Source organism: Streptomyces sp. NPDC001750, assembly GCF_042892615.1.
Classification (GTDB): domain Bacteria; phylum Actinomycetota; class Actinomycetes; order Streptomycetales; family Streptomycetaceae; genus Streptomyces.
Genome location: NZ_JBIAUE010000003.1, coordinates 297,235 through 323,317 on the forward strand (window position 1 = coordinate 297,235; position 26,083 = coordinate 323,317).

18 protein-coding genes are annotated in these 26,083 nt (G+C 73.9%); 6 read left to right on the forward strand and 12 right to left on the reverse strand.

What is annotated here, in order from left to right:
• Positions 1-15 precede the first annotated feature (15 nt).
• The 7 genes from ACFYY6_RS07460 to ACFYY6_RS07490 form a co-directional block, all read right to left on the reverse strand.
• Positions 16-411: a RidA family protein gene (locus tag ACFYY6_RS07460; RefSeq protein WP_351521825.1), complete on the reverse strand. Its 396-nt coding sequence runs from the start codon at positions 409-411 to the stop codon at positions 16-18.
• A 41-nt stretch (positions 412-452) separates the two neighbouring features.
• The gene (locus ACFYY6_RS07465; RefSeq protein WP_389192079.1) at positions 453-1,256 is read right to left on the reverse strand and encodes an alpha/beta fold hydrolase; all 804 of its coding nucleotides are present in this window, start codon (positions 1,254-1,256) and stop codon (positions 453-455) included.
• On the reverse strand, positions 1,253-3,736 hold the full coding sequence (locus ACFYY6_RS07470; protein WP_389192082.1) for an amino acid adenylation domain-containing protein: 2,484 nt from the start codon (positions 3,734-3,736) through the stop codon (positions 1,253-1,255). The genes ACFYY6_RS07465 and ACFYY6_RS07470 overlap by 4 nt, the downstream gene beginning before the upstream one ends.
• Complete coding sequence (locus tag ACFYY6_RS07475) at positions 3,733-10,107, reverse strand: amino acid adenylation domain-containing protein (protein ID WP_389192085.1); 6,375 nt, start codon at positions 10,105-10,107, stop codon at positions 3,733-3,735. Before ACFYY6_RS07475 ends, ACFYY6_RS07470 begins: the two co-directional genes overlap by 4 nt.
• 21 nt (positions 10,108-10,128) lie before the next feature.
• Positions 10,129-10,317 carry a tautomerase family protein gene (locus ACFYY6_RS07480; protein ID WP_073785968.1) on the reverse strand — a complete coding sequence of 63 codons (189 nt, stop codon included), beginning with the start codon at positions 10,315-10,317 and terminating at the stop codon, positions 10,129-10,131.
• Between the two features lie 28 nt (positions 10,318-10,345).
• Complete coding sequence (locus tag ACFYY6_RS07485; protein WP_351521821.1) at positions 10,346-11,362, reverse strand: LLM class flavin-dependent oxidoreductase; 1,017 nt, start codon at positions 11,360-11,362, stop codon at positions 10,346-10,348.
• Positions 11,363-11,553: 191 nt separating this feature from the next.
• Positions 11,554-12,723 (reverse strand): DUF711 family protein, encoded by a 1,170-nt coding sequence (locus ACFYY6_RS07490; protein ID WP_351624661.1) that lies wholly within the window; start codon positions 12,721-12,723, stop codon positions 11,554-11,556.
• Positions 12,724-12,858: 135 nt separating this feature from the next.
• Here ACFYY6_RS07490 and ACFYY6_RS07495 point away from each other — a divergent pair, with 135 nt between their 5' ends.
• From ACFYY6_RS07495 to ACFYY6_RS07510, 4 genes are all read left to right on the forward strand, one after another.
• Positions 12,859-13,224, forward strand: a complete 366-nt coding sequence (locus ACFYY6_RS07495) for a nuclear transport factor 2 family protein (RefSeq protein WP_351521817.1) — start codon at positions 12,859-12,861, stop codon at positions 13,222-13,224.
• Positions 13,225-13,407: 183 nt separating this feature from the next.
• Positions 13,408-14,400 carry a dihydroxyacetone kinase subunit DhaK gene (gene dhaK / locus ACFYY6_RS07500; RefSeq protein ID WP_386607721.1) on the forward strand — a complete coding sequence of 331 codons (993 nt, stop codon included), beginning with the start codon at positions 13,408-13,410 and terminating at the stop codon, positions 14,398-14,400.
• Between the two features lie 20 nt (positions 14,401-14,420).
• Positions 14,421-15,035 (forward strand): dihydroxyacetone kinase subunit DhaL, encoded by a 615-nt coding sequence (dhaL, locus tag ACFYY6_RS07505; protein ID WP_351521814.1) that lies wholly within the window; start codon positions 14,421-14,423, stop codon positions 15,033-15,035.
• Positions 15,032-15,442: a PTS fructose transporter subunit IIA gene (locus ACFYY6_RS07510; protein ID WP_351521812.1), complete on the forward strand. Its 411-nt coding sequence runs from the start codon at positions 15,032-15,034 to the stop codon at positions 15,440-15,442. The genes dhaL and ACFYY6_RS07510 overlap by 4 nt, the downstream gene beginning before the upstream one ends.
• A 75-nt stretch (positions 15,443-15,517) precedes the next feature.
• Here ACFYY6_RS07510 and ACFYY6_RS07515 read toward each other — a convergent pair whose 3' ends face one another.
• Complete coding sequence (locus ACFYY6_RS07515; protein ID WP_389192225.1) at positions 15,518-18,967, reverse strand: phosphodiester glycosidase family protein; 3,450 nt, start codon at positions 18,965-18,967, stop codon at positions 15,518-15,520.
• A gap of 292 nt (positions 18,968-19,259) precedes the next feature.
• Here ACFYY6_RS07515 and ACFYY6_RS07520 point away from each other — a divergent pair, with 292 nt between their 5' ends.
• Complete coding sequence (locus ACFYY6_RS07520) at positions 19,260-19,793, forward strand: NUDIX domain-containing protein (protein WP_386607720.1); 534 nt, start codon at positions 19,260-19,262, stop codon at positions 19,791-19,793.
• Positions 19,794-19,904: 111 nt separating this feature from the next.
• Here the strand turns inward: ACFYY6_RS07520 and abc-f are convergent, their stop codons facing one another.
• From abc-f to ACFYY6_RS07540, 4 genes are all read right to left on the reverse strand, one after another.
• Positions 19,905-21,593, reverse strand: coding sequence for a ribosomal protection-like ABC-F family protein (gene abc-f, locus ACFYY6_RS07525; protein WP_386607719.1), 1,689 nt, complete (start codon positions 21,591-21,593; stop codon positions 19,905-19,907).
• 447 nt (positions 21,594-22,040) lie between these two features.
• Positions 22,041-23,255, reverse strand: coding sequence for a cytochrome P450 (locus ACFYY6_RS07530; RefSeq protein WP_386607718.1), 1,215 nt, complete (start codon positions 23,253-23,255; stop codon positions 22,041-22,043).
• Positions 23,256-23,588: 333 nt separating this feature from the next.
• Positions 23,589-24,530, reverse strand: coding sequence for a M56 family metallopeptidase (locus ACFYY6_RS07535; protein WP_388650544.1), 942 nt, complete (start codon positions 24,528-24,530; stop codon positions 23,589-23,591).
• Entirely contained in the window at positions 24,527-24,859 is a 333-nt protein-coding gene (locus ACFYY6_RS07540; RefSeq protein ID WP_351521833.1) for a BlaI/MecI/CopY family transcriptional regulator, read from the reverse strand. The genes ACFYY6_RS07535 and ACFYY6_RS07540 overlap by 4 nt, the downstream gene beginning before the upstream one ends.
• A gap of 497 nt (positions 24,860-25,356) precedes the next feature.
• On the opposite strand from ACFYY6_RS07540, the gene ACFYY6_RS07545 reads away from it, so the two are divergent.
• Positions 25,357-25,959 (forward strand): phosphatase PAP2 family protein, encoded by a 603-nt coding sequence (locus tag ACFYY6_RS07545; protein WP_351521802.1) that lies wholly within the window; start codon positions 25,357-25,359, stop codon positions 25,957-25,959.
• Positions 25,960-26,083 lie beyond the last annotated feature (124 nt).

Genomic DNA, 26,083 nt, shown 5'->3' on the forward strand with positions numbered 1-26,083 from the left:
CTGCCCGCTCATCCGTCAGCTCACAGCCGTGGCCTCGAGCTCCACCAGCAGCTCCGGGAACGCCAGCCCGGAGACCTGGAGCAGCGATCCGGGCGGAGCCGCCCGGACCGCTTCGAGGCGCTTGCCCATGACGCTCACGTGTTCCAGGAACAGCTGCATGTCGGTGGTGTACATGTTGAGCCGGACGACGTTGGTGAGGTCCATGCCGGCCTCGGCGAGCACCGCCTCCACGTTGTCGAGCGCCTGGCCGATCTGCCGCGCCATGTCGCCGGGGTGCGCCACCTCGCCGTCGGCGTCGAGCGACGTCTGCCCGGCACAGACGAGCATCCGGGTGTGCTCCTCGACGACCTCGCCCTGGTTGAAGCCGAACTTGAGCGACCATTCCCACGGGTTCACGACGGAACGCTTCATGATTCCGTATTCCTTTCCTGTCCTGAGTGGTTGACGGAGCGTCACTGGAGAAAGCCGAGCACGGTGTCGAGAAAGAGCCGGGGACCGGTATCCATGGCCCGGTGCGTCTGGCCCGGGAGGACGGCGACCCGGGAGTCCGCGAGCACCCCGGCCACCGCGTCGACCGCCCGCCGCAGCTCCGGGGGGCTGTCGCCGCCGGCCAGCAGCAGGGCGGGGACCGTCAGGTCACGGAACCTGTCCGGTTCGATGACGTAGCGCCGCGCGCCCTCGATCTCGCGGGCCAGCGTCCGGGCGAGCGGTGCCCGTTCGCGGAAGCCGGGGATGCGCAGCAGCACGTCCACCTCGCGCGGGCTCACGCCCGCCACCTCGACGAGGAACAGGCCGAGGGCGCGCAGTTCCTCGCCCGCGTCGATCAGCGCGCCGAGACGCGCGCCCAGCCCGGACGGTTCCCCGCTCCCACCGACCGGGATCGGGGGCTCGTAGAGGACCATCCGGCCGATCCCGGAGGTGAGCGTCGCCGCCTCCAGCGCGCAGATCGCGCCGTAGGAGTGGGCGAGCAGGCATGTTCCGGGACCGGTCCGGTCGATCACGGCGGCGAGGTCGCGTGCCTCGTCGCGCAGGTCGTAGGGGTCCGCGTCGCCGCTGGCCGCGCGGCCCCGGCGGTCGACGGCGTACACGGTGAACCGGTCGCTCAGCCGGGCCAGTACCGGCCGCCAGCGGGTGTGGTCCTCGCCGCTGCCGTGGACGAGGACCAGCGGGGGGCCGGTGCCCGAGCGCCAGCAGGCGATCGGTACGCCGTCGGCCGATTCGACGATCTCCGGCTCCTGCGCCACGAGGGCCGTCATCTTCCGCTCCTCGGGCGGGCGAGCGGCGGGGCGAGCGCGTCGAGCATCCGGGAGAGGAGCGCGTCGCGCGCCGTGTCCAGGTAGAAGTGGCCGCCCGTCACCAGGAGGGTTTCGAAGGCGGCCCGGGTCAGGGTCCGCCACAGCGGGAGTTCCGCCTGGTCGACCTCGGTGTCCTCGGTGCCGCCGAAGACGGTGACCGGGCAGTCGAGCGGCGGTTCGGGCCGGTGCGTGTAGGTCTCGTGCAGGGCGAAGTCGGCGCGCAGCGTCGGCAGCATGACCTGGAGGAGCCTCGGATCGTCGAGCAGTTCGGGCGGGGTGCCGCCGAGTCCTCGCAGGTGTTCGCGCAGTTCGTCGTCGGTCATGCGGTGGACCCGGGTGGTCACCGGGACGTGCGGGGCCGCGGAGCCGGAGGCGAAGAGGTGCACCGGCGGGGTGTGGCCGTGCCGTCGTTGCCAGAGCGCCAGTTCGTAGGCGACCACGGCCCCGGAGCTGTGTCCGAAGAAGGCGGTGGGCAGCGGGTCCAGCTCGGCGAGGGCCTTGCCCACCTCGGTCACCAGCTCGTCGACGCGCTCCAGGGGCTTCTCGGCCAGGCGTTCCCCCCGGCCGGGCGGCTGTACGCGAACCAGTTCGATCTCCGGCGGCAGGGCGTCCGCCCAGCTCTGGTAGGCGGACGGGCCGCCGCCGGCGAAGGGGAAGCAGACAAGGCGCAGGACGGCTCCGGGCCCGGCGCCGGTCCGGACCAGGCAGGCGCCGGACGGGCCGGGGGCGGCGGCGCTGATCAGTTCCGCGAGGTCCGCGACCGTCGGCCGTTCGTAGAAGGCGGGCAGGTCGACGTAGGCTCCGAAGCGGTCCTCGACGGCACCGACCAGCTGTACGGCGAGCAGCGAGTGTCCGCCGAGGTCGAAGAAGTCGTCCGCGGTGCCGACCCGGTCGAGGCCGAGCAATTCGCACCACATCCGTGTCAGTTCGCGTTCCAGATCGTCGCGTGCCTCCTTCATGGGGGCGGCGGACGCCGAGCGGTCGCGTCCGGGTTCCGGCAGCGCCTGCCGGTCGAGCTTCCCGTGCAGGGTGCGGGGCAGGGAGTCCAGGAGCACGAAGTCGGACGGCAGCATGTGGTCGGGCAGTTCGCGCCGCAGCCCGGAGTGCAGGTGCGGCACCCGGTCCGGGGCGACGGCGGTGACATAGGCGACCAGGCGCCGCCGGTCCCCCTCGCCGCGGGCCACCACGGCTGCCTCGGCGGCCTCCCCGCCGCGCAGGATGCTTCGTTCGACCTCGTCGAGGTGGACGCGCTTGCCGCGGATCTTCACCTGCCGGTCGGTGCGGCCGACGATGTCGAGGGTGCCGTCGTCGAGGAGCCGGCCGACGTCCCCGGTGCGGTACATGCGGGCCCCGGGCCCGGCGGCGAACGGGTCGGGCAGCCAGCGCAGCGCGGTCAGGGCGGGGTCTCCCGCGTAGCCGCGTGCCAGTCCGGGGCCCGCGACGTGGATCTCGCCCTCCGTGCCGGGCGGCACCTCGGCGAGGTTCTCGTCGAGGAGGTGCACGCGGGCGTGCGGGACGGCGCGGCCGCGGGAGGTGATGTGGGTGGTCTCCGTGGAGCCGTAGGTGACGGCCACGTCGAAGGGCGGGCCGTCCGCCGCCGGTTCGAACCGCTCCCCCGTGACGAGGAGCAGCCGCGGCGCGGGGCCGTCGGGCCACGCGGTCGCGCACAGTCCGGCCGCGAGCGTCGCCACCAGCTGGACGACCGTGATCCGGTGCGCGGTCAGCCAGTCCCGCAGCCGCTCGGGGAAGAGCAGGGTCTCCTCGTCGGGCAGGTGCACGGTGCACCCGGCGGAGAGGAACGGCCACAGTTCGTTGACGAGGGACACCCCGAACCCCGGTGACGAAACCCAGGTCGAGCGGTCGTCGGCGGTGACGGCGAACTCCTGGTGCGTCCAGCGGGCGCAGTGCAGCACGGTTGCGTGGCGGGCGACGACGCCCTTGGGTTCCCCGCTGGAGCCGGAGGTGTAGACGACGTGGGCGGCGTTGTCCGGGGTGAGACCGGCCGTACCCGGATCCGTCGACGGGTGGGCGTCGACGGCGGCCGTGTCGCGGTCGAGCAGCACCGGGCGGATGCCGTCGGCCGCCGCCTCGCGGAGGATCTCCCCGGGGACCGTGTCCGAGGTGGTGACGAGGGCCCGCGCGCCCGAGTCGCGGAGCATCAGCGCGATCCTGTTGCCGGGGGCGGCCGGGTCGAGGAGGACGGGCGCGGCCCCGGACTTGACGACACCGAGCAGGGCGACGACGGCGTCGGCGGAGCGCGGCAGGCAGACGCCGACGCGGACCTCGGGGGCGGCTCCCAGGGTGCGCAGGTGGGCGGCGAGCCGGTTCGCCCTCCGGTCGAGTTCGCCGTACGTCAGGGAGGCGGCGGCAGAGACCACGGCGGGCTTGTCCGGCCTCCGTGCCGCCTGCTCGGCGATCAGCTGGTGGATCAGCAGCGTCATGTGTCGTCCCTCATGTCGAGGATCGTCGGGCCGTCCTGAGTGCTCAGCCCGTCGAGGCGGGCCGCGAGTTCGCGCACCGTGCGGTGCTGGAAGAAGAGCTCGACCGGGATGTCGAGGCCCGCGTCGGCGGCCCCGTTGATCACCGCGATGGCACGGAGCGAGTCGCCGCCCGAGGTGAAGAAGTCGTCCCCGGGGCCCAGTCGGTCGGCGCCGAGGACGTCCGCCTCGATGCGCAGCAGCAGTTCCTCGGTCGGGGTGGCGGGCGGCTCGGATTCCGCACCGGGTGCGGCGGGTTCGCCGAGCGCCGCCAGCACGGTGCGGTCGACCTTGCCGTTGGAGGTGAGCGGCAGGGCGGGCAGGAAGTGGAAGAGCGACGGCACGATGTCGCCCAGGATCCGCTGCGCCAGGAACTCGCGCAGTTCGTCCGCCTCCGGCGCCGCGGTGTCCGGTTCGGGCACGACGTGCGCCACGAGGCGCCGGGCCGCGCCGGGGTCGCCGAGCGCGACGACGCAGGCGCCCGCGACCCCCGGGTGGTCCTGGAGCGCCGCCTCGATCTCGCCGAGTTCCACCCGGTGGCCGAGGATCTTCACCTGGAAGTCCTCGCGGCCGAGGATCTCGATGTCGCCCGAGGGCCGCCAGCGGCCGAGGTCGCCGGTGCGGTAGAGGCGTTCACCGGTGTGCGGGTCGGTCACGAACCGGGCGGCGGTCTTCTCCGGGTCGCCCCAGTAGCCGCGTGCCAGGCCGTGCCCGGCGATGTACAGCCCGCCGGTCACCCAGTCGGGGCGGGGCCTCATCCGGTCGTCGAGGACGTGCCAGCGCTGGTTGGCCAGCGGTCTGCCGTAGGGCACGCTCGCCCATTCTGGGCCGGGCGGGCCCGCCTCGTGCGCGATGGACCAGATGGATGCCTCGGTCGCGCCGCCGAGGGAGATCAGCCGGGCCCCGGGGGCCACGTCGCGCAGCTGTCCGTAGGTCGCGACGGGGATCCAGTCCCCGCTGAGCAGCACGGTCCGCAGCTCGTCCGGCAGGCGTTCGCCCCTGCCCCGGGTGTACTCCAGGAGGATCTGCAGGAGCGCGGGGACGGAGTTCCAGACGGTGACGCGGTGGCGGCGCAGGAGTTCCGCCCAGGCCGCCGGGTCCGGGTTCTCGGACGATTCGGGGACGATCAGCGTGCCGCCCGCGCCCAGGGTTCCGAAGACGTCCCAGACCGAGAGGTCGAAGCTGAGGGAGCTGATCGCGAGGACCCGGTCGTCGGGTCCGACACGAAAGCGCCGGTTGATGTCGAGGACGGTGTTGCGGGCCGCCCCGTGCTCGATCATGACGCCCTTGGGTTCGCCCGTGGAGCCCGAGGTGTAGATGACGTACGCCAGGTCCTCCGGGCCGACCGGGGCGGGGCACGGCCGCCCGGCCGGCGGCGCCGGAGAGGTCCGGGTGACCGGGACGGCGGTGACGCCCGGCGGCCAGGTGCGCTCCCGGTCCACGGCGGGCTGTGTGAGGACCGTCTCCACCTGCCCGTTCTCCAGGAGGTAGCGGATCCGCGCGGCGGGCAGTGCGGGGTCGACCGGGAGGTAGGCCGCTCCGGCGCGCAGCACGCCCAGCACGGCGGCGATCTGTTCCCAGCCCTTGTTCATCACGACCGCGACGAGCCGGCCTGGCCGGGTGCCGAGTTCGAGGAGCCGGTTCGCGATCCCGGCCGATGCCGTGTCGAGGTCCCGGTAGGTCAGGGTGCGCCCGGCCTGGACGACGGCGGGGGCCCCGGGGTTCTCGGCGGCCCGGCGCAGGAACGGCTCGTGCAGCAGGCCGGTGTCCGGCGCCTGTGCCGTCGCCGGGGTGTCGGTGGCGTTGGTCCGGGTGCGCCGTTCGAGCTGGTCGGCGGGCGGCTGCGCGGGCCGCTCCCGGGACCACGTCTCCCGCCGTGCGGCGAGGTCCCGCAGCAGGCTTCCGTAGGCGGCGGCCATGTCGTCGAGCAGGCCGTCGGGGAAGAGTTCGGCCACGGCGTCCCAGCAGTAGTCGAGGCCGCCGTCCACCTCCATCACCTGGTGGTCGAGGGCGACCTGCGGTGTCTGGGTGACGCCGTACGCGTACGTGCCGAGGCTGCCCCACTCCATGCGCGGGACGCCGACCAGGCTGGAGAAGACCACCGGCATCGCCGCCCGCGGCAGCCCGCCGCCCTGGCGCCGGGCCAGGTCGCGCATGACCTGGACGCTGCTGGTGTGGCGGTGCTCCAGGTCGTTCCAGAGCCGGTCCTGGACCTGCCGGGCCCGGTCCAGGAAGGTGGCGCCGTCGCCCTCCACCGCGTGCAGCAGCCCGGAGGTGAAGTCGCCGAGCAGGTCGTTGAGCCGGGGGTGCAGCGGGGGCCGGTTGAAGAGGGTGAGGTTGACGGTGAACCGAGGGGTGGCGCTCCAGGTGCCCAGCACCTCGGCGAAGGCCGCGAGGAGCAGGGCCGACGGGGTGATGCCGGCCGCCGCCCCGGACTGGCGCAGGGCCTGCCAGACGTCCGGCTCCAGCCGCCCCGGGCACCGTACGAAGCGCGGCCGGCGCACCGATGCCAGGCTCCGCAGATAGGGCAGTTCGGGGGCGGGCGGGAGGTCGTCCAGGCGGTCCTGCCAGTAGGCGCGCGACGCGGCGTGGAGCGGGGAGCTGTCCTGGGCGGCTCGTTCGGCGAGGACGTAGTCGCGGAAGGACAGTTCGAGCGCGGGCAGTGCCAGGTCCGGGTCCTCGTACAGCCGGGACAGTTCCTGGGTGAAGATCCGCGCGCTGCGGGCGTCGAAGATCAGCAGGTCGAAGCTGACGTGCACGCGGGAGACGGTCTCGTCGACGCGGGTGACCCGCAGGTCGAAGAGCGGCCAGCGGTCGACCGGGAGGAGTTCGTGGGACAGTTGCTCGCGGATCTCGGCGAGGCGTCCGTCGCGTTCGGCGGCCGGGAGCCCGCGCAGGTCCGTCGCCCGCAGCTCGTAGGGCGGCACCTCCTCCAGGACGCGTTGGCGCCCGTCGGGGGTCACGACCGCGCGGAGCATGTCGTGCCGTGCGACCAGCAGGTCGACGGCGCGTCGCAGCCGCTCGGGGTCGAGTCCGGGGACGTCCCACTCCTGGTATCCGTGGCAGCCGACGTCGCCGAGTTCGATGCCGCCGCTGCGGCCGATCCAGTAGGCGTGCTGGATGTCCGTGAGCGGGAAGGGCTCGTACCGCTGGTCCGGCCGGGGTGTGATCGGGGGCGCGCCCGCCGGGGCGGGTCCCGCACCCGGTGTCCCCCGGCCCGCGCCCTCGACCACCGCGGCCATCTCCTCGACGGTCGGGGCCTCGAACAGGACGCGCAGCGGAAGGTCCACCCCGAGGACGCGGCCGACGGACGCCATGAGTTCCATGCCGGTGAGCGAGTCGCCGCCCAGCTCGAAGTAGTTGTCGCGGACGCCCACCCGTTCCTGGTGCAGGACCTCGCACCACACCCGGGCCAGGGTCTTCTCGGTGTCGGTGCGGGGGGCGACGGTGGGGCCCGTGCCGCCGCGGGGCGCGTCGGGCGCGGGCAGGGCACGGCGGTCGACCTTGCCGTTGGGGAGCAGTGGAAGGGCGTCGACCACCACGAACGCGGTGGGGACCATGTAGGCGGGCAGCTGCTCCTTGAGCAGGTCGCGCAGTTCCCCGCCGGTCGGGCGCCGGTGGGTGTCCGTCACGAGGTGGGCGACCATGCGGCGTTCGCCGGGCCGGTCCTCCCTGACCGTGACGACGGCCTGCCGGACGGCGGGGTGTTCCAGCAGCCGGGTGGTGACCTCGCCGAGCTCGATGCGGTAGCCGTTGAGGCTGACCTGTTCGTCGGCGCGGCCCAGCACGACGATCGCTCCGTCGGGCAGCCGACGGCCGATGTCGCCGGTGGCGACCATGCGCGCGCCGGGCCGCGCCGCGAAGGGGTCGGGGATCCACTTCTCGGCCGTGCGCTCCGGCCGGTGCAGGTATCCGCTCTGGATCAGGTCGCCGCCCACGTGGATCTGTCCGGCCACGCCCAGCGGCACGGGCTGGAGGGCGTCGTCGAGCAGGTACACGCGGGCGTTGGGCACGGGCAGGCCCACGGGGGTGCTGGAGCCGTGCCGCGCGGCGGGCGGCACGGTCTTCGGCGTGATGCGCACCCCATCGGCCTCGTTGAGGCAGGTGGTGGCGTTCGTGGTCTCGGTGGAGCCGTAGATGGTGACGATCTCGAACGGCACCGTCGAGGGGAGCCAGCCGACGCGTTCGCCGGACACCATCAGGACGCGCAGCGGCACCTCGCCCGGCCAGTCGACCGCGCACACGCGCTCGGCGAGTGCCTTGGCGAGGACGGTGACGGTGATCCCGGCGTCGATCAGCCAGTCGCGGAGCCGGAAGGGCGTGGCGGTGGTGGTCTCGTCCGCGATGTGCACGGCACCGCCCGCGCTGAGGAAGGGCCACAGCTCGTTGACGTAGGAGATCCCGAAGCCGGGGGCGGAGATCCAGGTGCCGCGGTCGTTCTCGGTCAGCGAGTACGCCCGCTGGGTGCCCTGGGAGACGAGCAGCACCGCGCCGTGGTGGAAGGCGACGCCGCGCGGTTCGCCGGTGGAACCCGAGGTGTACGCGATCTGGCACAGGCCCAGCCGGTGCGCCCGCTCGGGCGGGGCCGCCGGGGAGGCGGCGTCGAAGAGCGCGCGGTCCCGGTCGAGGCAGCGGACGTGCCCGCCGAACTCGGTGGGCAGGTGGGCGAGGTGGGTTTCGGAGGTGAGCAGTACGGAGGTCCGCGAGTCGTCGAGCATGGACGCCAGGCGGCGGGTCGGCTGCGAGGGGTCGAGCAGGACCGCGGCGCCCGCGGCCTTGAGGATGCCGAGGACGCCGACGACCATGTCGACCGAGCGGCGCAGACAGATGCCGACCGGGACCTCGGGGCCCACGCCCAGCTCACGCAGATGGTTCGCGACCTGGTTGGCGCGCCGGTCGAGTTCGCCGAAGGTCACCCGCTCCTCGCCGCCGACGAGGGCGACCGCCTCGGGGCGGCGGGCCGCCTGGTCGGCGACGAGCCGGTGGATCAGCCGGTCGTGCGGAAAGTCGACGCGGGTGTCGTTGCCGTCGTGCAGCACCCGGCGTTCCTCCTCGGGGGCGAGCAGCCACTGGCGGCCGATGCTCTCGCCCGGCTTGGCCAGCAGCCCGGCCAGGAGGGTGCCGAAGTTCCCGGCGAGGCGGCGGACCGTCTCCTCCTCGAAGAGTTCGGTGTCGTAGGCGAGGGTCAGCCGGGTTCCGTGGTCCCCGGGCGCCACGACGAGGGCCAGGTCGAAGTCGGCCGTCCCCGGGTCGAGGGGCAGCGGTGCGGCGGTGGCACCCGGCAGCGCGCAGACGGGCTCCGGCCGGATCTCGAAGCCGACCTGGCAGACCGGGCGGCGGCTCGGGTCGCGCTCGGGGTCGAGCCGTTCGACGAGTTGCGCGAACGGAACGTCGGCGTACGCCCGTGCCTCGGCGCAGGCGTGCCGCATCCGCTCCAGCGCCTCGGAGAACGAGGGATCCCCGTCGAGCGCGGCGCGTACGACCAGCAGGTTCGTCAGGGCGCCCACGGTGTGTGCGGGGGCGCGGTGCGGGGTGCCGAGGGCGATGTCGGTCACACCGGTGTAACGGTGGACGAGGACGGCGAACGCGGTGAGCAGCAGCGTCCCGGTGTCGGTGTCCTGGGCGCGGGCGTACTCCGCGAGTGCCCGGGCCGTCGCCTCGGGAAGACGCATCGAGGTGTGCGCGCCGGTCAGGGCCAGGGCACGCGGGCGTATCCGGTCGGCGGGCAGTTCGACGCCGACGGGCATGCCGGCCAGGGCCTCGACGCGGGATTCGAGCCGGTGCCGGGGGGCGGCGGGTGGACCGGCGTGGTGCTCCGCCGACGGCCGGGCGCGGTCGTGGCCCGGCGTCGGCCCGGCGCAGAGTTCGCCCAGTTCCTCGAAGAGGACCGCCAGGGAGTGCCGGTCCGCGACCAGTTGGTGCGCGCAGAGCAGCAGGGCGTGCTCGCCCGTGCCGAGCGAGAGCAGCCCCGCCCGCCACAGCGGGCCCCGTTCCTTGTCGAACGGCCGGGCGCAGAGGTCCTTCGCCCAGTCCTGGACCCGGCGGATCCGGTCGTCGGGTGCCGTCGTGTCCGTCTCGCGCACGAGCGGCGGCGCGATCTCCCCGGCGGGGAGGACCACCGGCTCCGGGCGGCCCGGCCCCGTCCGGAAGGCGGTGCGCAGCGCGGGGTGGCGGGCGATCAGCTCCGCCAGCGCGTCCCGGACCGTGTCCGCTTCCAACGGGCCGGTGACGAGCATCAGTTCACCGATGGTGAGGGTCCGGTCCTGCGGGCGCAGCTCGTCGAGGAGCCACACGCGTTCCTGGCCGGGCGACAGAGTGGTGGCCGACAGAGTCATGTTCGCAACACCCCAGGGGTCTCAGGACTGGTCCGCGAACAGTCGCCCGCCCCGGGCGAATTCGGTCGCGTCCATCTCGACGAACCGGACACGCACCTCTTCGGGCTTGGCGTCCAGGCATTTGACGGCGAGCCGGGTGATCTCGTCGGCGAACAGGCGCCGCTGTTCCAGCGTGCGCCCCTTGAGCGCGAGCACGGTGATGAACGGCATGGGGGTTCCTTCCACTCGGCGTCGCGCGTCACCCGAGACGGGCGGCGACGTCCTCGACGAAGCGGCTGATCATGGCCGTCTGGTCCGGGACCCCGTAGAGCACCAGGGAGACCTGATCGGCTCCGGTCTCGCGCAGTTCCTGGAGCCGGTCGACGCACCGGGAGGGCGGACCGTAGATCGCGAAGCAGTCGATGAGGCGGTCCGAGAGTTCGGCGGCGTGCGGGGCGCCCACGACCTCGTGCTGGTACCAGTCGTAGCGCTCGGCCAGGGCGGCCATGTCCGACAGCACCGCGTCGGGGAGCATGGCGGCCAGTTCCTCGGACTCGGGGGTGGTGCGGCTGAGCACCGAACGCCAGAGGAAGTACGCCGAGGTGGCGGCGTAGGAGCGCAGGTATTCGCGCGCCTCGTCCACGTCGTCGTGCACGAACACCGTGCCGCGTGACCACACGTCGAGATCGGCGAGTTCGCGCCCGGCGCTCCGCGCGCCCTCGGCGACGCGTGCCCGTTTCCACGTGGTGATCGCCGGTGAGAGGCCGGGCAGGAACACCCCGTCCGCGATTCTTCCGGCGAGCCGGCAGCTCTTGGCGCCGTGGGTGCCGATGAGGACCGGTATCTCGCGCTCGGCCCACTCCGAACGCATGGGCAGGCCCTGCCATTCGGTTTCCTTTCCTCCGGTGAAGTCCCGGAAGAACTGGACGTATTCGGCGAGTTCCGTGAGCGGCCGCGGCTTCTTTCCGACCATGGCGACGGCACTTCCTCCGGCGCCGATGCCGAGGAATATCCGACCCTCCGAGATCTCGTCCAGGGTCGCGATCACATTGGCCAGCACGGAGGCGTGCCGGGTGTACGGATTGGTGACCGCCTGGCCTATGCGTATTCGGGTCGTCGCCGCCGCGGCCAGGGCCATCATCGCGGTCGAGTCGCGGCAGAGGTTCTGTGAATCAATGAATGTGCAGTGTTCATACCCTAATTCGTCGGCCTGGCGTGCCAGTTTCGCCGATTCGCGGGCCGTGAGGGTGCGCCCGATTCCGATTCCGAACTTCATGCCCGCCTCCGGAACGCGTCGCTGCGGAAAAGAACATCGCATCGCGTCGAACTCGTCGCCGCCGACCCTGCACTGTCGTCCGGGAGCCGTCAACCATGTTGCTTGTTCTGTCCCGCCGGCGGGACAGAACAAGCTGGTGGGGATTGTCTTCGTCCGGGATCACCGGTCCACCGGGTAGTGCGGGACGGTACTCAGCGCCTGAGAGTGGTGTTCACCAGATAGGGGGAGGAGAACGTCGTGCGGTCGCCGGCCTTCTTGCCGGGTACGGGAAAGAGACGGGCCGACAGCGGTTTCCCGAGGCGTACGGCCATGGCGGCCACGTCGGTCAGAAGTCCCGCGATCTCCTCCTCGGGGGTGTCGCCGGGAAGGGGAACGGTGTCGAGTCCGGTGCCGCACACCGCCGAACAGGCCAGCAGCCGCTGGGCGTCGACCGTGCCCTCGTGCCAGCGCTGCGCGAGCCGGGTGTCCTCCATGACCGGCAGCATCACCCCGTTGTAGCCGCAGGTGGTCAGGCCCGTGCTCCGGATCGCCTCGGTGAGTGCCGCGGTGACGGCCATCGTTCCGGGGCCGCCCAGCGGTCCGGGCAGGCAGAGCTCCATGGCCGCGGCGATGCTGTCGTCGCCCGCTGGCGCGGGCGACAGGTCGATGCCGCCGTACGCCGGGCCCGTCTCCTCGCAGATCCGCTCGGCGATCCCCACCACGGGCGCGGCGTGTTCGCTCAGCGCCCGCCCGACCCGGCGCGTGATGGCGGCGGGGTCGAGGCGGCCGACCTCCCGCAGCGCCTCCGCGACGATTCCCGCGCCCTGCAGGCCGACCGTGAGGGACGAAGGCCCGTCGTGGTGGGCCGCGGGAAAGAAGGGCCCGCCGGGATCGACACAGGCCACCATGGCGAAGCGGAAGTTCCCCAGCCCCTGGTCCGTCTCCTCGGCGAGCCTGCGGACGATCCGCGCCACGGGTCCGGACGCCTCGGAACGGACCCCGTGCCGCAGCGTTCCCGTGCGGACGGTGCAGCTCAGCGCCTCCGCGCCGATCAGCAGGTCCCCGACGGTGTCGAGGGTGTGCAGCGGGAAGGCGGGATCGGCCGCGTCCGCCGGGCCCAGCGAGCAGTAGCCGATCCCGACCCCGTCGAGAACGGTCTGCAGGCGGTGGGCGTAGGAGACGATGTCCGACGGCGTCCGTCCCGCGAGGTCGGCGAAGACGGACCGGGTCGACAGCCGTACGGTCTGGACCTCGTACCCGGCCGCACGGAAGGCCGCTTCCGCCCGCCGGACGAGCAGGGCCTTCTCCTCGACGACCGCCTCCGGAATCGGATGGGGCTCGGCGACCCCGAGCGTGACGGTGCGTATCAGTGGCCTGTACATGATCTTCTCCTCGCGAGTTCACGCGTTCGAATGAACGTGGGTGGCGGCTGCCGGGAGCGGGGCGCGTCACCTGCCAGGATCACGGAACCGGGCGCTGTTCCCGGGCCGGACGGACCTGACGGGGAGATGCGGGAGATGAGCGGTGACAGGTCGCGCGAGCGGGCCGTCGAGCCCGAGGACCTCAGCCGTTTCGTGGTCGAGAGACTCAACACGGGCGACGTCGACGGCCTGGTCGCGTTGTACGAACCCGACGCGGTCCTGGCCCTCCCCGACGGCACGGTGGCGACCGGCGAGCGGGAGATCCGCAGGGCCTACGAGCGATTCACGGCCGACCGGCCCGTCTTCCAGCATGGTGAACAGCAACGTACGCTGCACTATGGCGACTTGGCGCTCACTTCGGTGCAGTTGGCCGACGGGAAGGATGCCACGGTCGAGGTGGCCCGCCGCCAGTCCGACGGCACATGGCTGTGGGTGATCGACCGGCCCAGCGTCCTGGGCTGACCGGAACGGAGCATTCCTCTTATTCGCCCGCCGTGCGTCCGGACACCCCCGTTCCTCGCGGGCCGGGGCTCCCCAGCCATCGGGTCACACATCCGTCCGTCGGCCTCCCCCGCAATGTGACCCTCCCTCAGTAGAGTCGGCTGCGGTTCAGCGACAGCCCGCCACCCTCGCTAGGAGGCTCCGTTGAAAATGCTGATCAATACCCCGGAAACCGTCGTCGCGGACGCGCTGCGCGGTATGGCCGCCGCTCATCCCGGGCTCGCCGTCGACGTCGGGAACCGCGTCGTCGTGCGGCGGGACGCGCCCGTGGCCGGGAAGGTGGCGCTCGTCTCCGGGGGCGGCTCCGGTCACGAGCCGTTGCACGCCGGGTTCGTCGGCCCCGGCATGCTGTCCGCCGCCTGCCCGGGCGAGGTGTTCACCTCTCCGGTGCCGGACCAGATGGTACGCGCCGCCGCCGCGGTGGACGGCGGCGCGGGGGTGCTGTTCGTCGTCAAGAACTACACCGGTGACGTGCTGAACTTCGAGATGGCGGCCGAGCTCGCCGAGGACGAGGGGGTGCGGGTCACGCAGGTGGTCGTCGACGACGACGTCGCGGTGACCGACAGCCTCTACACGGCGGGGCGACGGGGCACCGGGGCCACCCTGTTCGTGGAGAAGATCGCCGGGGCGGCGGCCGACGAAGGGGCGCCGCTGGAACAGGTGGCGGCCGTGGCCCGCCGAGTGAACGATTCCTCACGGAGTTTCGGCGTGGCGCTGAGTGCCGTCACCACGCCCGCCAAGGGGTCCCCCACGTTCGACCTGCCGCCGGGCGAGCTGGAGCTGGGCATCGGGATCCACGGCGAGCCGGGACGGGAGCGGCGTCCCATGATGACGTCCCGCGAGATCGCGGACTTCTCGGTGGACGTGGTACTCGACGACCTGCGGCCGACGGGACCGGTGATCGTCCTGGTCAACGGCATGGGCGCGACACCGCTGCTGGAGCTGTACGGGTTCAATGCCGAGGTGCAACGGGCGCTGTCCGGGCGGGGGGTCGTGGTGGCTCGTACGCTCGTGGGGAACCATGTGACCTCGCTCGACATGGCGGGCTGTTCGGTGACGGTCTGCCAGGTGGACGAGGAGTTGCTGCGCCTCTGGGACGCGCCGGTGGAGACGCCCGCGCTGCGCTGGGGCCGTTGACCCGACGACAAGGAGATCATGTGCTCGACGCCGGTTTCTTCCACCGTTGGATGACCGCGGCCGCGAGTGCCGTGGACCGCGAGGCGGACCGTCTCACCGAACTCGACTCGGCGATCGGGGACGCCGATCACGGCACCAACATGCGGCGCGGGTTCACCGCCGTGACCGCGGTCCTGGACAGGGAGGCGCCCGCGACCCCGGGAGCCGTGCTGATGCTCGCCGGGCGGCAGCTGGTGTCGACGGTCGGCGGGGCCTCGGGGCCGTTGTACGGGACTCTGCTGCGTCGCACCGGAAAGGCCCTGGGCGACGAGCCCGAGGTGACGCCCCAGCAGCTGGCGGAGGCGCTCGGGGTGGGCGTCGCGGCCGTGGCCCAGCTCGGCGGGGCACAGGCCGGGGACAAGACGATGCTCGACGCGCTGCTGCCGGCGGCCGACGCGCTCGGGACCTCGTTCGAGGAGGCCCGGAAGGCCGCCGAGGAGGGGGCGCTGGCGACGGTGCCGATGCAGGCGCGCAAGGGCAGGGCGAGCTATCTGGGCGAGCGCAGCATCGGGCACCAGGATCCGGGGGCGACGTCCTCCGCCCTGCTGATCGCCGCGCTCGCCGAGACGGCCGGGGCGGGCGGAGGCGGGGCGTGAGCGGCGTGAACCAGGTCGGGATCGTGCTGGTCTCGCACAGCGGCCCGGTGGCCGAGTCGGTCGCCGAGCTGGCCAAGGGGCTCGCGGCCGGTGGTGCGACCGCTCCGGTCGCCGCCGCCGGCGGAACCGCCGAGGGCGGGCTCGGCACGAGTGCGGAGCTGATCGCCGGGGCCGCCGCCTCGGTGGACTCGGGGGTCGGCGTGGTGCTGCTGGTCGATCTGGGCAGTGCCGTGCTGACGGTCAAGTCGATGCTGGCCGAGGGAGACGAACTGCCTGAGGGCGCGCGGCTGGTGGACGCGCCGTTCCTGGAGGGCGCGGTGGCCGCCGTGGTGACCGCGTCGGCGGGCGGGGACGTCGACGCGGTGGAGGCCGCGGCCTCGGAGGCGTACACGTACCGCAAGGTGTAGGCGGGTGGCACGGGGCCGTCCCGCGCCCCCCGTGGCGGGTGCGGGACGGCCCCGGGCCGGACGGTACCCGGCCGGTCAGGCCGCCGGGGCGGTTCGGGCTGCCGCGATCCTGATCACGGCCTGGCGCGTGGTGCCGTTGACGGTCACGGCGAGCGTGACGGTGCCGGGGCGGAGAGCGGTGAGGGTGCCGGTCGACGGGTCGAGGACCGCGATGTGGCGGTGCCGGGCGCCGTCCGCGCGGCCGATGTGGACGTTCGGGGATCCGGTCCAGTCGGCGGACAGCGGGAAGCCCACGGGCACCTCGCGGGAGCCCTGGGCGACGGTCGCCGTGACCTTCGTACGGCTCCCGGCCCCGACGACCTCGGGCGCGTCGAGCGACAGCCCGTCGACATGGGCCCGGGTCTGGACGGAGACCCAGTCCGGGCCGCCCCGCCACGGCCGCTGCCGGGCGGTGGCCTGTTCACCGGAGGTGACGCGGTCCACGCCGATCAGCGACCAGCCGGTGAATCCGCCCTCGCCCGCGGGACCGGCCGGCGCCTTGCCGGAGTTGCCGTTGATCAGATACGGCACTCCGTCGACGTGCGAGGCGTGGAACACCCCGACGTGACCGCCGACGAACGCCACGCCCTTGCCCGTCGTGCGGCGGAAGTCGGCGAGCCACTGCTCGACGAGGGCCGCCTCCTTGCGGTCGCCGAGCTGGCTGCCCTTCTGCACGGTCGGGTCGCGCGGCGGCACGTGCTCGATCAGCACGACCGAGCCGACGTTCCGGTCCTTCGCCGCCGCGTCCAGCTGGGCGCGGAACTCCTTGATCTGGTCGAAGCCGCCGCTGCGCAGACCGAGGCTGGACGTGTCGAGGGTGATGACCCGGGTGCCCTTGTGGTCGAACGTCCGCCGGGCGGGACCGAACTCGTCGACGAAGTCGTCGATCCGCCCGCCCATCACCTCGTGGTTGCCCGGGACGTAGTACCAGGGCAGTGCGTCGCCGAGTTCCTCGGTGAGGACGCGGCGGGCGAACGCCAGGTCCGCGGGCGAGCCCTCGTCGACGAGATCGCCGTCGATGACCAGGAAGTCGGGGCGGGCCGCCTTGATCTCGCGCAGGGTGCGCCGCGCCTGGGCGACGATGTCGCTGTCCGGGGCCCGCGCGACGAACTGGGCGTCGGACATCACCGCGAACCGCCAGTCGCGCCGCCCGGTCACGGCCGCCGGATCGATCAGCGGGTCGGCCGGTGCGGCCTGTCCGGGGAGGTCGACGGCGGGCGGGACCTGGGCGGTGAGGTCGTCGACGACGATCTCGCCCGTGTACTGCTTGGTGGCGGCCGTCTCGGCGAGGTAGAAGCGGGACACGGTCAGCGGCGTGGCGGCCCCTTGCGGCACGGCGAAGGTGACCTGCCGCCAGCCGGTCCAGGTGATGTACGGCCCGCGCAGCAATTGGTCGGAGCCGGCGGCGTCCTTGAGGTGCAGGGTCGGCCAGGCGCCGTTGCCGTCGCCCTTGATCCACAGCGTGAACGACTGGGGCTGCCCGGGTACGGCGACCGGCCGGGGCGGGGCGGCGTAGGCGGCGCGGGTGGCGGTGGACTGCGTGAAGTCGTAGGAGAGCCTCAGCCCGGTGCCGGTGCGGCCGTCGGGGGTGGCGGAGAGGGAGCCGCTCGCCCGGGCCTGGCTGAAGGTCCAGGAGTCCGCGTCGTCGAAGGAGGAGACGGCCTGCTCGGCGAGGCCGACGGTGACGGCGAGGACGGTGGTGGTGCCGGCGACGGTGGCCCTGATCTGCCCGGCGCCCCTCCCGGCGCGCGAGGTGACGGTGAAGGAGCCCCGGCCGTCGTCCCGGACGTCGAGGAGCGTGTGGTCGTAGTCGAGGGAGACGTCGCGCGGTTCGACGGGGGCGGAGGTGCCGTGGGCGTCGAGCCCGACGATCCCGAACGTGCCGGTGGCGTTCGCGTCGGCCAGGCCGATGCGCCGGGCGGTCGGCTCGATGCGGGCCAGTTCGTCGAGGACGGTGAGGGTGGTGCCGCCGCGCGCGGTGCCCTTCTCGGCGCGTATCTCGGTGGTGCCGCCGTGCCGCGCGGTGAACAGGCCGCCCCGGTCCACGGTGCCGACCGAGCCGCGTACGGACCGCCAGCGCGGGGTGCCGTCGGCGGGGCCGTACGTCTCGTCGTATCCGCTCGCGGTGAGGCGACGGGTCAGCCCGGGGAAGACCCGGTCGGGGTGACCGCCTTTGACCGGGTCGACGCCCGGCGCGGAGGCGGCGGCGGTGCGGGGCCGGACCCAGAAGCCCTTGAGCCGGCCGCTGCCGTCGGGGGCGGTGAGGGCGAGGCCGTTGGGGACGGCGCGTTCGCTGCCGTCGGACGGGCTGTTCTCGACGCGGAGCGCGTCGCTCCCGGGTTCCCGTGCGACGAGGGTCGAGGAGCCGCCGCCGTCGAGGTTGAGCGCGCTGTACGAGCCGGCGCGGCGCATCATCAGCCCGAGTTCGGTGAGGGTGACGCCGCCGCTGTCGGCCTGCCGGCCGTCGACGGTGATGATCTGCATGGTCCGGCCGTCCCTGGAGAATCCCACGGCGGTGCGGGGTGCGGCGGTGTTGTTGCCCTCGCCCTCGTGGTCCTGGGCGACCCCGTCGACGACGAGGAGTTCCCGGCCGCCGACGGCGGTGCGCGGCACGGATCCGCCGTCGCTGCGGGCCCGGTAGGTCAGGGACACCGGATCACCGGGCTTCAGGGCGCGCAGTGCGGCGGCCCCGGCCTCACGGCCGGTCAGCACGGTGGTGTCGCCCGGGATGTTCCCCGATCCGGGGGTGTCCGACACGGAGACCACCGTGCCGTCCCGTACGACGGCCTCCGCGACGGGGGCGGCGTCGTCCACGGTCAGCGCGCGGTCGGCGCTTCCCCAGGCCGAGGTGTAGGCGCCCACTCCCCCTGCGGGCACATCGGCGGCGTTGTAGGCGGTGAGCGGGCGCTTGCCCGAGGGCAGGGTGAGCGTCCCCTCGAAGTAGAGGTTCAGGATGCGGCCCGCGCCGCCGGGGCCGATGCCGACGGCCCGGTCGACGCCCGGTGCCGGTGACTGGACGACGGCTCCGTCCTTGATGCCGATGCCCTGCGGGGCCCCGGTCTGGTTGATGTCGAAGAAGTCGGCGTTGATCGCGGCGACGGTGCGGCGGCCCCGGCCCGGGTCGTGCCCGGCGGCGAGCTCGGAGACCGTGCGCCGTTGCGAGACCTTGCCGGAGGAGAGGTAGTCGGCGCGCACGCCGCCGCCGTCGAGGTCGACGGAGAGCGAGTCGACCCGCAGCCACTTGTCGGATTCGAGCCGGTCGTACGAGTCCAGGCGGACGCCCGGGGCGATCGGGCGCGAGGTGCGCGCGGTCTCGATGCCGTCGCCGTCCACGACCGAGCGGGGCCTTCCCGCCGGGCCGCCGGCGGGCGGCGGGGCGACGGGTCTGAGGATCTCGGCCGAGGTACGGGGGCGGGGGTCGGGGGTCGTGTCGGCCAGGGCGGGCGTGATCGCGCCGGCCGTCAGCGCGGACACGGTCGCGAGCAGCACGAGCGAACGCGTCGCCCTCCCGCGCCGCCGCGCCGCTCCCCCGGGTGATGCGGTGCTCCTGCCGGCTGTGCCAAGGGCCACAAGTCCTCCTGCTGCTGCGTCGGTTGCCCGGCCCGGGCCACGGGCAGGGCACTGTCGGCCGCCAGCCTGGCCCGCGCCGGGGCCGCGCACCAGGGGGACTCGGGAACCACGGGGAGAACACGGCGGGTCGGCTCCGTGACGGGAACGATCACCTGGACGGCGGCACTGTCCGCGACGGCCCGCCGCAGGGCGGCCCAGACTTGACGTCATGCCACCTCCGAAACGCGCCCGGCGCAGTGCGGGCCTTCTCCTGTTCCGCCGTCCGGGCGGGGGCGCGGACGAACGGACCGAGGGCGTGCGGGCCACGGACGGCGGCACCGGCTTCGAGGTGCTGCTCGCGCACATGGGCGGCCCGTTCTGGGCGGGACGCGAGGACGCCGCGTGGTCGGTCCCCAAGGGCGAGTACGGCCCGGAGGAGGAGCCGCGGGACGCCGCCCGCCGGGAGTTCGAGGAGGAGTTCGGTCACGCGGTGCCGGACGGCGCGTGGGTGGCGCTCGGCGAGACCCGGCAGTCCGGCGGCAAGACCGTGGTGGTGTGGGCGGTGGAGGCGGACGTGGATCCCGCGGCGGCCGTGCCGGGGACGTTCACCATGGAGTGGCCGAGGGGCTCCGGTGTGCTGCGGGAGTTCCCGGAGGTGGACCGGTTCGCCTGGTGCGCTCCCCGGGAGGCGGAGCGGCGGCTCGTGGCGGGGCAGCGGGTGTTCCTCGACCGGCTGCGCGAGCACCTGCGCGGGTGCGGGTGACGCCCGCCCGGGACGGTCCCCGGGCGGGCGTCGGCCCTCGTCGGGCCGGCCTCCTTCGCGATGCCGCCGACCGGGCGCGTCGCGTTCCCGCCGGTGCCGCGGGACATCGGTTCAGCCGCCGTGCTCCCGGCCTCCGACGCTTCCGTACGCGCCGGCACCCGCCACGACCGGGCGGCCGTCGCGCAGTTCCATCCGGTCGCCGGTGAACCTGCCGCGGAAGGCACGGTCGTGCGAGACGACCACCACCGCTCCCCGGTACCGCGCGAGCGCCGCCTCCACCTCCTCCACCAGACCGAGGGCGATGTGGTTCGTCGGCTCGTCCAGCACCAGCAGATCGGCCGGGCGGGTGACCAGGCGGGCCAGCGCGAGCCTGCGTTGCTGCCCGGCCGAGAGCGCGGCGACCGGCACCGCCAGGTCCTCGGGGCGGAACAGGCCCAGGGCCAGGAGGTTCTCGGCGTGCTCGTCGGGGTGGCCGGACCGTTCCTGCGCGAACGCCTCCAGCAGGGTACGGCGGGTCGGCCGGGCCGGGAGTTCCTGGGGCAGGTACCCGAGGCGGCCACGGCGGCGCACCGTGCCCGCGTCAGGGGCGAGTTCGCCCGCCAGGACCCGCAACAGGGTCGACTTTCCGGCGCCGTTGGGACCGGTGACCAGAAGGCGCTGCCCGGGGTCCACGCGCAACGCGGGCAGGTGGAGCCGGTCGCCGACGACGACGGAGTCGAGTTCGGCGAGCGGAGCGGGGGTCGCCGTCTCCTCCCCGGCGGCGACGGCGATGTCGGCGTGGAAGCGCAGTGGTTCGGGCGGGGCCGGGACGGGATTCCCGCGCAGTTCGTCCAGCCGTCTCGCGGCGGCCCCGACCCGGCCCGACAGCTTGGCCTCGTGCGACCGCCGGTGCTTGCCGAAGCCCTGCCGCGGGTCCTTCCCCGTCCTGGCGAGGCGCTGCCCCGTCGCGTTCACGAGTTCTTCCGCACGGGCCAGCTCGTCCAGCCATTCCTGGTGGTCCTGGACCCGGCGACGGCGGGCGGCGGCCTTCGCGGTGCGGTAGCCGTCCCAGCCGCCGCCGTACCGGACGACCCGGCGCAGGTCGCGGTCGACCTCCAGGACGACGCGGGTGGTCCGCTCCAGGAAGGCCCGGTCGTGGGTGATGACGACGACGGTGCCGCGGTGGGCGCGCAGGTGGTCCTCCAGCCAGGTGGTGGCGCGGAGGTCGAGGTGGTTGGTGGGTTCGTCGAGCAGCAGGAGTTCGGGGGCGGATGCCAGCACGCAGCCGAGCGCGAGCCGCGACTGTTCACCGCCGGACAGGGTGCCGAGGAGTCGTCCGCGGGTGAGGTGGCCGATCCCGAGGCCGTGCAGCGCGGCGTCCACGCGGCTGTCGGCGCGGTAGCCGTCGCGTTCCTCGTACGCCGTCAGCAGTTCGCCGTAGGCGGCGAGCCGGGACGGGTCGGGGGTTCCCGGAGCGCCGAGCGCTTCCTCGGCGGCGCGGATCTCGCGCTCCAGGGTACGCAGTTCGGCCAGGGCGAGGTCGACGACGTCCTGGACGGTGCGGTCGGGGTCGAGGGCGAGGGTCTGGGGCAGATGGCCGGTGCCGCCGGGGAAGCGGACGGTGATCTCTCCGCCGTCCGGTGCCTCCGCTCCGGAGATCAGGCGCAGGAGGGTGGACTTCCCGGAGCCGTTCTCGCCGATCACCGCGACCTTGTCGCCGGGGCGGACGGTGAACGTCACCTGGTCGAGGACCGGGCGGTCCCCGTAGCGCTTGGAGACGTCCTTGAGGGCGAGTTGGGCACGGGGGTGTTCGTGGTTCATGGGCGCATTCCCTGAGATGACATGCCGCGGCGGCGCACGTGTGCACGTGCGCGGCGGGACGGGGTTGTCGGACGGGCGGAACGGCGCGTCGCACGCGAGAGGGGCAGCCCTCGGGTCACCCGGTGTCGCGTGGCGCGTCCGTGCCCGGACTCAGCGGAAGTAGTAGTGGCGCGAACCCATGGGACGCAGTGTAGAGGCGGCGGCTCGGGCGGGCCTCCGGTTTTCCCGCCCGTTCGCCCTCCGGCCCGTCCTGGGCGTTGTCCTGGAAGTGCCGTCGTCGGCCGAAGACCGGGCCGCGCGGCGTCCGGTACGTGCGCGTGCGGGGCGGACGGTCGTCCTCGTGCCCGACGTACGAGCACGAGGACGAGTCCGACAACGCGGCGAGCGCGTGTGCCGGACGCCGCACGGCGGGCGGCAGATCGACGACAGGGCCCGGCCGCCGCGGGTTCAGCGAAGACGCACCGGGAAGGTGGCGAAGCCGTTCGCGATGAACGAGTCGAGGCGGGCGGCCGGTGCCGACTCCTCGTCCGCGCGCAGACCGGGGAAGCGCGCGAACAGGGCGGGCAGGGCGATCGACGCCTCCAGCCGGGCCAGCGGGGCGCCGACACAGAAATGTACGCCGTGGCCGAAGGCGAGGTGTTCCTTGTCGGGACGGGTGATGTCGAAGCTGTCCGCATCCGGGCCGTGCCGCAGGGGGTCTCGGCCGGCCGCGGCGTACGTGGCGAGGACCGCGTCGCCGCGCGCGACGGTGGTGCCGTCGGGGAGTTCGATGTTCTCGACGGCGAAGCGCAGCGGCAGGCTGGCGATCGGCGGGGCCCAGCGCAGGGTCTCCTCGATGACGTCGCTCCAGGGCACGTCGCCGGCGCGCACCCGGGCGAGCTGCGCGGGGTGGCTGAGCAGGGCGTGGACGGCGTTGCCGATGAGGTTGACGGTGGTCTCGTGGCCCGCGCCGATGAGGAGCAGCAGGGTGCCGACGAGTTCGGTCTCGGTGAGGCCGGAGCCCTCCTCGTCACGGGTGGCGATCAGCACGCTGGTGAGGTCGTCGTCGGGGTGCTCGCGCTTGGCGGCGACCAGCCTCGCGAGAAGGTCCTGGACCTCCAGCAGGGTGGCGACGGCCTGCTCGTCCGTCGCGGTGGTGTCGAAGATCTCGCTGACGAGGCGCGCGGTGTCGGCCCTCCGGTCCTCGGGCACACCGAAGAGTTCGCAGATGACCCCCATCGGCAGCGGATGGGCGAAGTCGGTGCGCAACTCGGCCCGGCCGTCGGGGTCGGCGGCCATCCGGTCGAGCAGCGTCGTGGTGATCTCCTCGATGCGCGGACGCAGGGCGTCGACCCGCCGTCGGGTGAAGGCGGGCGAGATGAGCCTGCGCAGTCGGCGGTGGTCGGCGCCGTAGGCGGTGAGCATGTTCGACACGCCCACCCAGGTGTTGATCCAGCTCGCCCGGAACTCCCCGTTCCGCCAGAGCGGCCAGTGCTGGTTCGGATCCTTGGACACCCGGTCGTCGGCGAGCAGGCGGCGGAGCGCCTGGTAGCCGGTGGGTGCCCAGGCCCTGATGCCGTCGGGGAGCTCGACCGGGGCGACGCAACCGTGCCGGCGGAGCGAGCGCGCCTCGCCGTGGATGTCGCGTCCCGCCGGATCGATGACGACCGGCCGCTGCCTCATGGAGATCTCCTCACTGCGCGTGGCACGGCCGGGACGGATGTCGCGCGACGCGGCCGGGCGGAACGGCCGTCGCCCGGCGCGGCCGGAACGGATGTCGGGGGTGCGGCAGTTCATCGTCGAGGTGGCGCGTCGGAGTGCGAAAGGGCGCACACCGGCGCGAAAGAGTGAAAGCGGGTGGTACACACCCGTCGGCGCCCGGCCGGGGAGCGACCGGCGTCCGTACGCGCGTCGCGAGACGGCCGGACCCTGCCCGGCCGGAAGGGCGGGGTCGCGGGGACGGCAGGGTCACCGGAAGGGCCGGGACGTGCGAACAGCCGGGGCGGTGGCGTCAGGTCAGTGGTGCGGGGCCTCGCCCTGGGCCGCTTCGATGCTGCTGTGGAGATCGCTCGTGGCGTCGAGGGCCGCGGCTCCGGAGACGACAAGGCAGGCCAGCAGCGCCGCGGCGGCCGCCCGGCCGACGCGGGAGCGCGGGGTGCCGCGGCCGAGCAACGCGGCGACGCGGCGCGGTACGGGCCCGACGGCGGCGCCGAGCGCCACCCGGGGCCGGGGGCGTTCCTCCCCCTCGGCGGCGCGTGCGGCGAGGGCGGCGCGGCCGATGGCCCGGGCGGCGATCCGCCGGTCGCCGACGGCCGCTGCGGCGGCCTCGTCGGCGCAGCGCTCCAGTGCGTAGCCCATGGGGGCGCGCAGGGACCGCAGCGCGGGGTGGCAGAGTGCCGCCAGCTCGACGGCGGCGAGGTAGAGGTGGTGGCGGCCCGCGAGGTGGGCGCGTTCATGGGCCAGCAGCGCGTCGCGCTCGTCCGGGTCCAGGGCGCGCAGCATGCCCGTGGTGACGACGATCCGGCCGGAGGTTCCGGGGCGTCCGGGCAGGGCGTAGGCGTCGGGACGGCTGTCGCGCACCACGGCGAGTTCGCCCTCGGTCCCTCCGGGCCGCGCGGGCCGGTGCAGCTGCGCCCAGTGGCGGCGGGCGGCGCGGGCGACGGCGACGGCGCACCCCACGAGCAGGGCCAGCGCCGCGGCGGCGAGGGGCACGGCCGCCGCGGGAGCGATCGCAGACAGCGGCCTGACGAGTTCGCCGGAGGAGGAGACGGCGGGGAACCGGGTCGCGCCGGGCACCACGAGCAGGGCGAGCGCGAGCAGGCCGCACAGGGCCAGGCCGACTCCCGTCGCGGCGAGCAGCCGCACGGCCCGTACCGGCGACAGGGCGTCCGCCAGACGGCGGGCGGCGGGCACCGCGACGAAGGGCGTCAGCAGCGGCACCCATACGGCGTAGATCAACGCGGGTCCCCGTCGAGGAGGTCCCTCAGCAGACGCTCGTCCTCGTCGCTGAGCTGGGACACGAAGCGGGCGAGCACGGTGCCGCGGTCCGGTTCCTTGCGCAGCTCGCTGTGCATCCGGCGGGCCGTCAGCCCGGGGGCGTCCTCGGTGGGGGTGTACGCGAAGCCTCGCCCGGCACGGGTGCGGGTGACCGCGCCCTTCTCGTGGAGCCGCGACAGGATCGTGGTGACGGTGGTGCGGGCGAGCTCCGGTCCGATCGCGGCCTGCACCTGGCCCGGCGTCAGCGCGGTGCCCGCCGCCCACAGGGCCGCCAGGATCGTGGACTCCAGCTCACCGGACGGGCGCCGCTCCGACCCGGCGCGGGACCGCGAGGGGCGCTCCGGAGCGGCCCCGGGCGACGGCTCCCCGACGGCTCCGCCGTCCGGCCGACGGCCGGGCTCCTCGCCGGATATCCCCTTCACCTGGTTCATGGGAACTCTCCTCCCGCTCCGGGCGTCTACAGTGAAGTAGACCGTCTACACCACTGTAGTCAGTCCGGGCGTGCCGCGAGGTCGCCCGCTCACCATTATGGGGGGCCCTCCGTCGTGTCCGATTCCTCACCGGCGTCCGCGCCCCCGCCCCACCCCGGGAACGGACCGGGGCACCCGGCGCCCCGCACGGACCTCGGCCCGTCGCCGGTCGCCCGCCCGCGGCCGGTCGCCCACGGGTCACGGGCCGTCCGCAGGCCGCCGGTCGTCGCGGTGACGGTTGCGGTCCCCCTCTTCCCTCCCGGCACCGAACCGCCCCGCCCTCGCGGTCGGCACACCGCCGAAGGAGACACCCGCTGATGCCGCTCGCCTCCACCGCCGCCTCGCTCGACGGCGGCCTGTACGTCCGGGTCACCGAGCTGGCCCGGAGCTCGCCCGACGCCCTCGACTCGGCCGTCCGTCTCTGGTCGGACTACGGGTTGGCACTGTTCGCCCTGCTGATGCTCGCGTCCTGGTGGCGCTCGCGCGCCGCGGCGCCCGCCCGTACCGCCGCGGCGCTCTGCGCCCCGCTCGCGGTGGTGGCCGCGTTCGTCGTCAACGACCTGGTGAAGTCGCTCTTCCACGAGCAGCGGCCCTGCCGGACCCTGCACGTCGTGACGGTGGAGGCGTGTCCCCCGCTCGGGGACTGGTCCTTCCCCAGCAACCACGCGGCGATCGCGGCGGCGGCGGCGACGGCGATCTGGCTGACGGACCGCAGACTCGGCGCGATCGCCGTTCCCGCCGCGCTGCTGATGGCGGCGTCCCGGGTGTGGATCGGCGTCCACTACCCGCACGACGTGCTGATCGGGCTGGTCACCGGCGGCCTGGTGGCCTGGGTGCTGACGGTGGCGGCACGACGCTGCGGGCCGGTGGTGGTCCGGCTGCGGGATTCACCGCTGCGTCCGCTGGTGGCGGCCCGGTGACGACGCGGACACCCGCGCTTCCCCGGCGCCCGGTCCGAAGCGGCCGTGCGCGCCCGGTCGTTCCGGACGTCGACGGGGAGGTCCGCCGCGCCGGGCGTCGGACCGCCCCGTCCCGGGCCCCGAC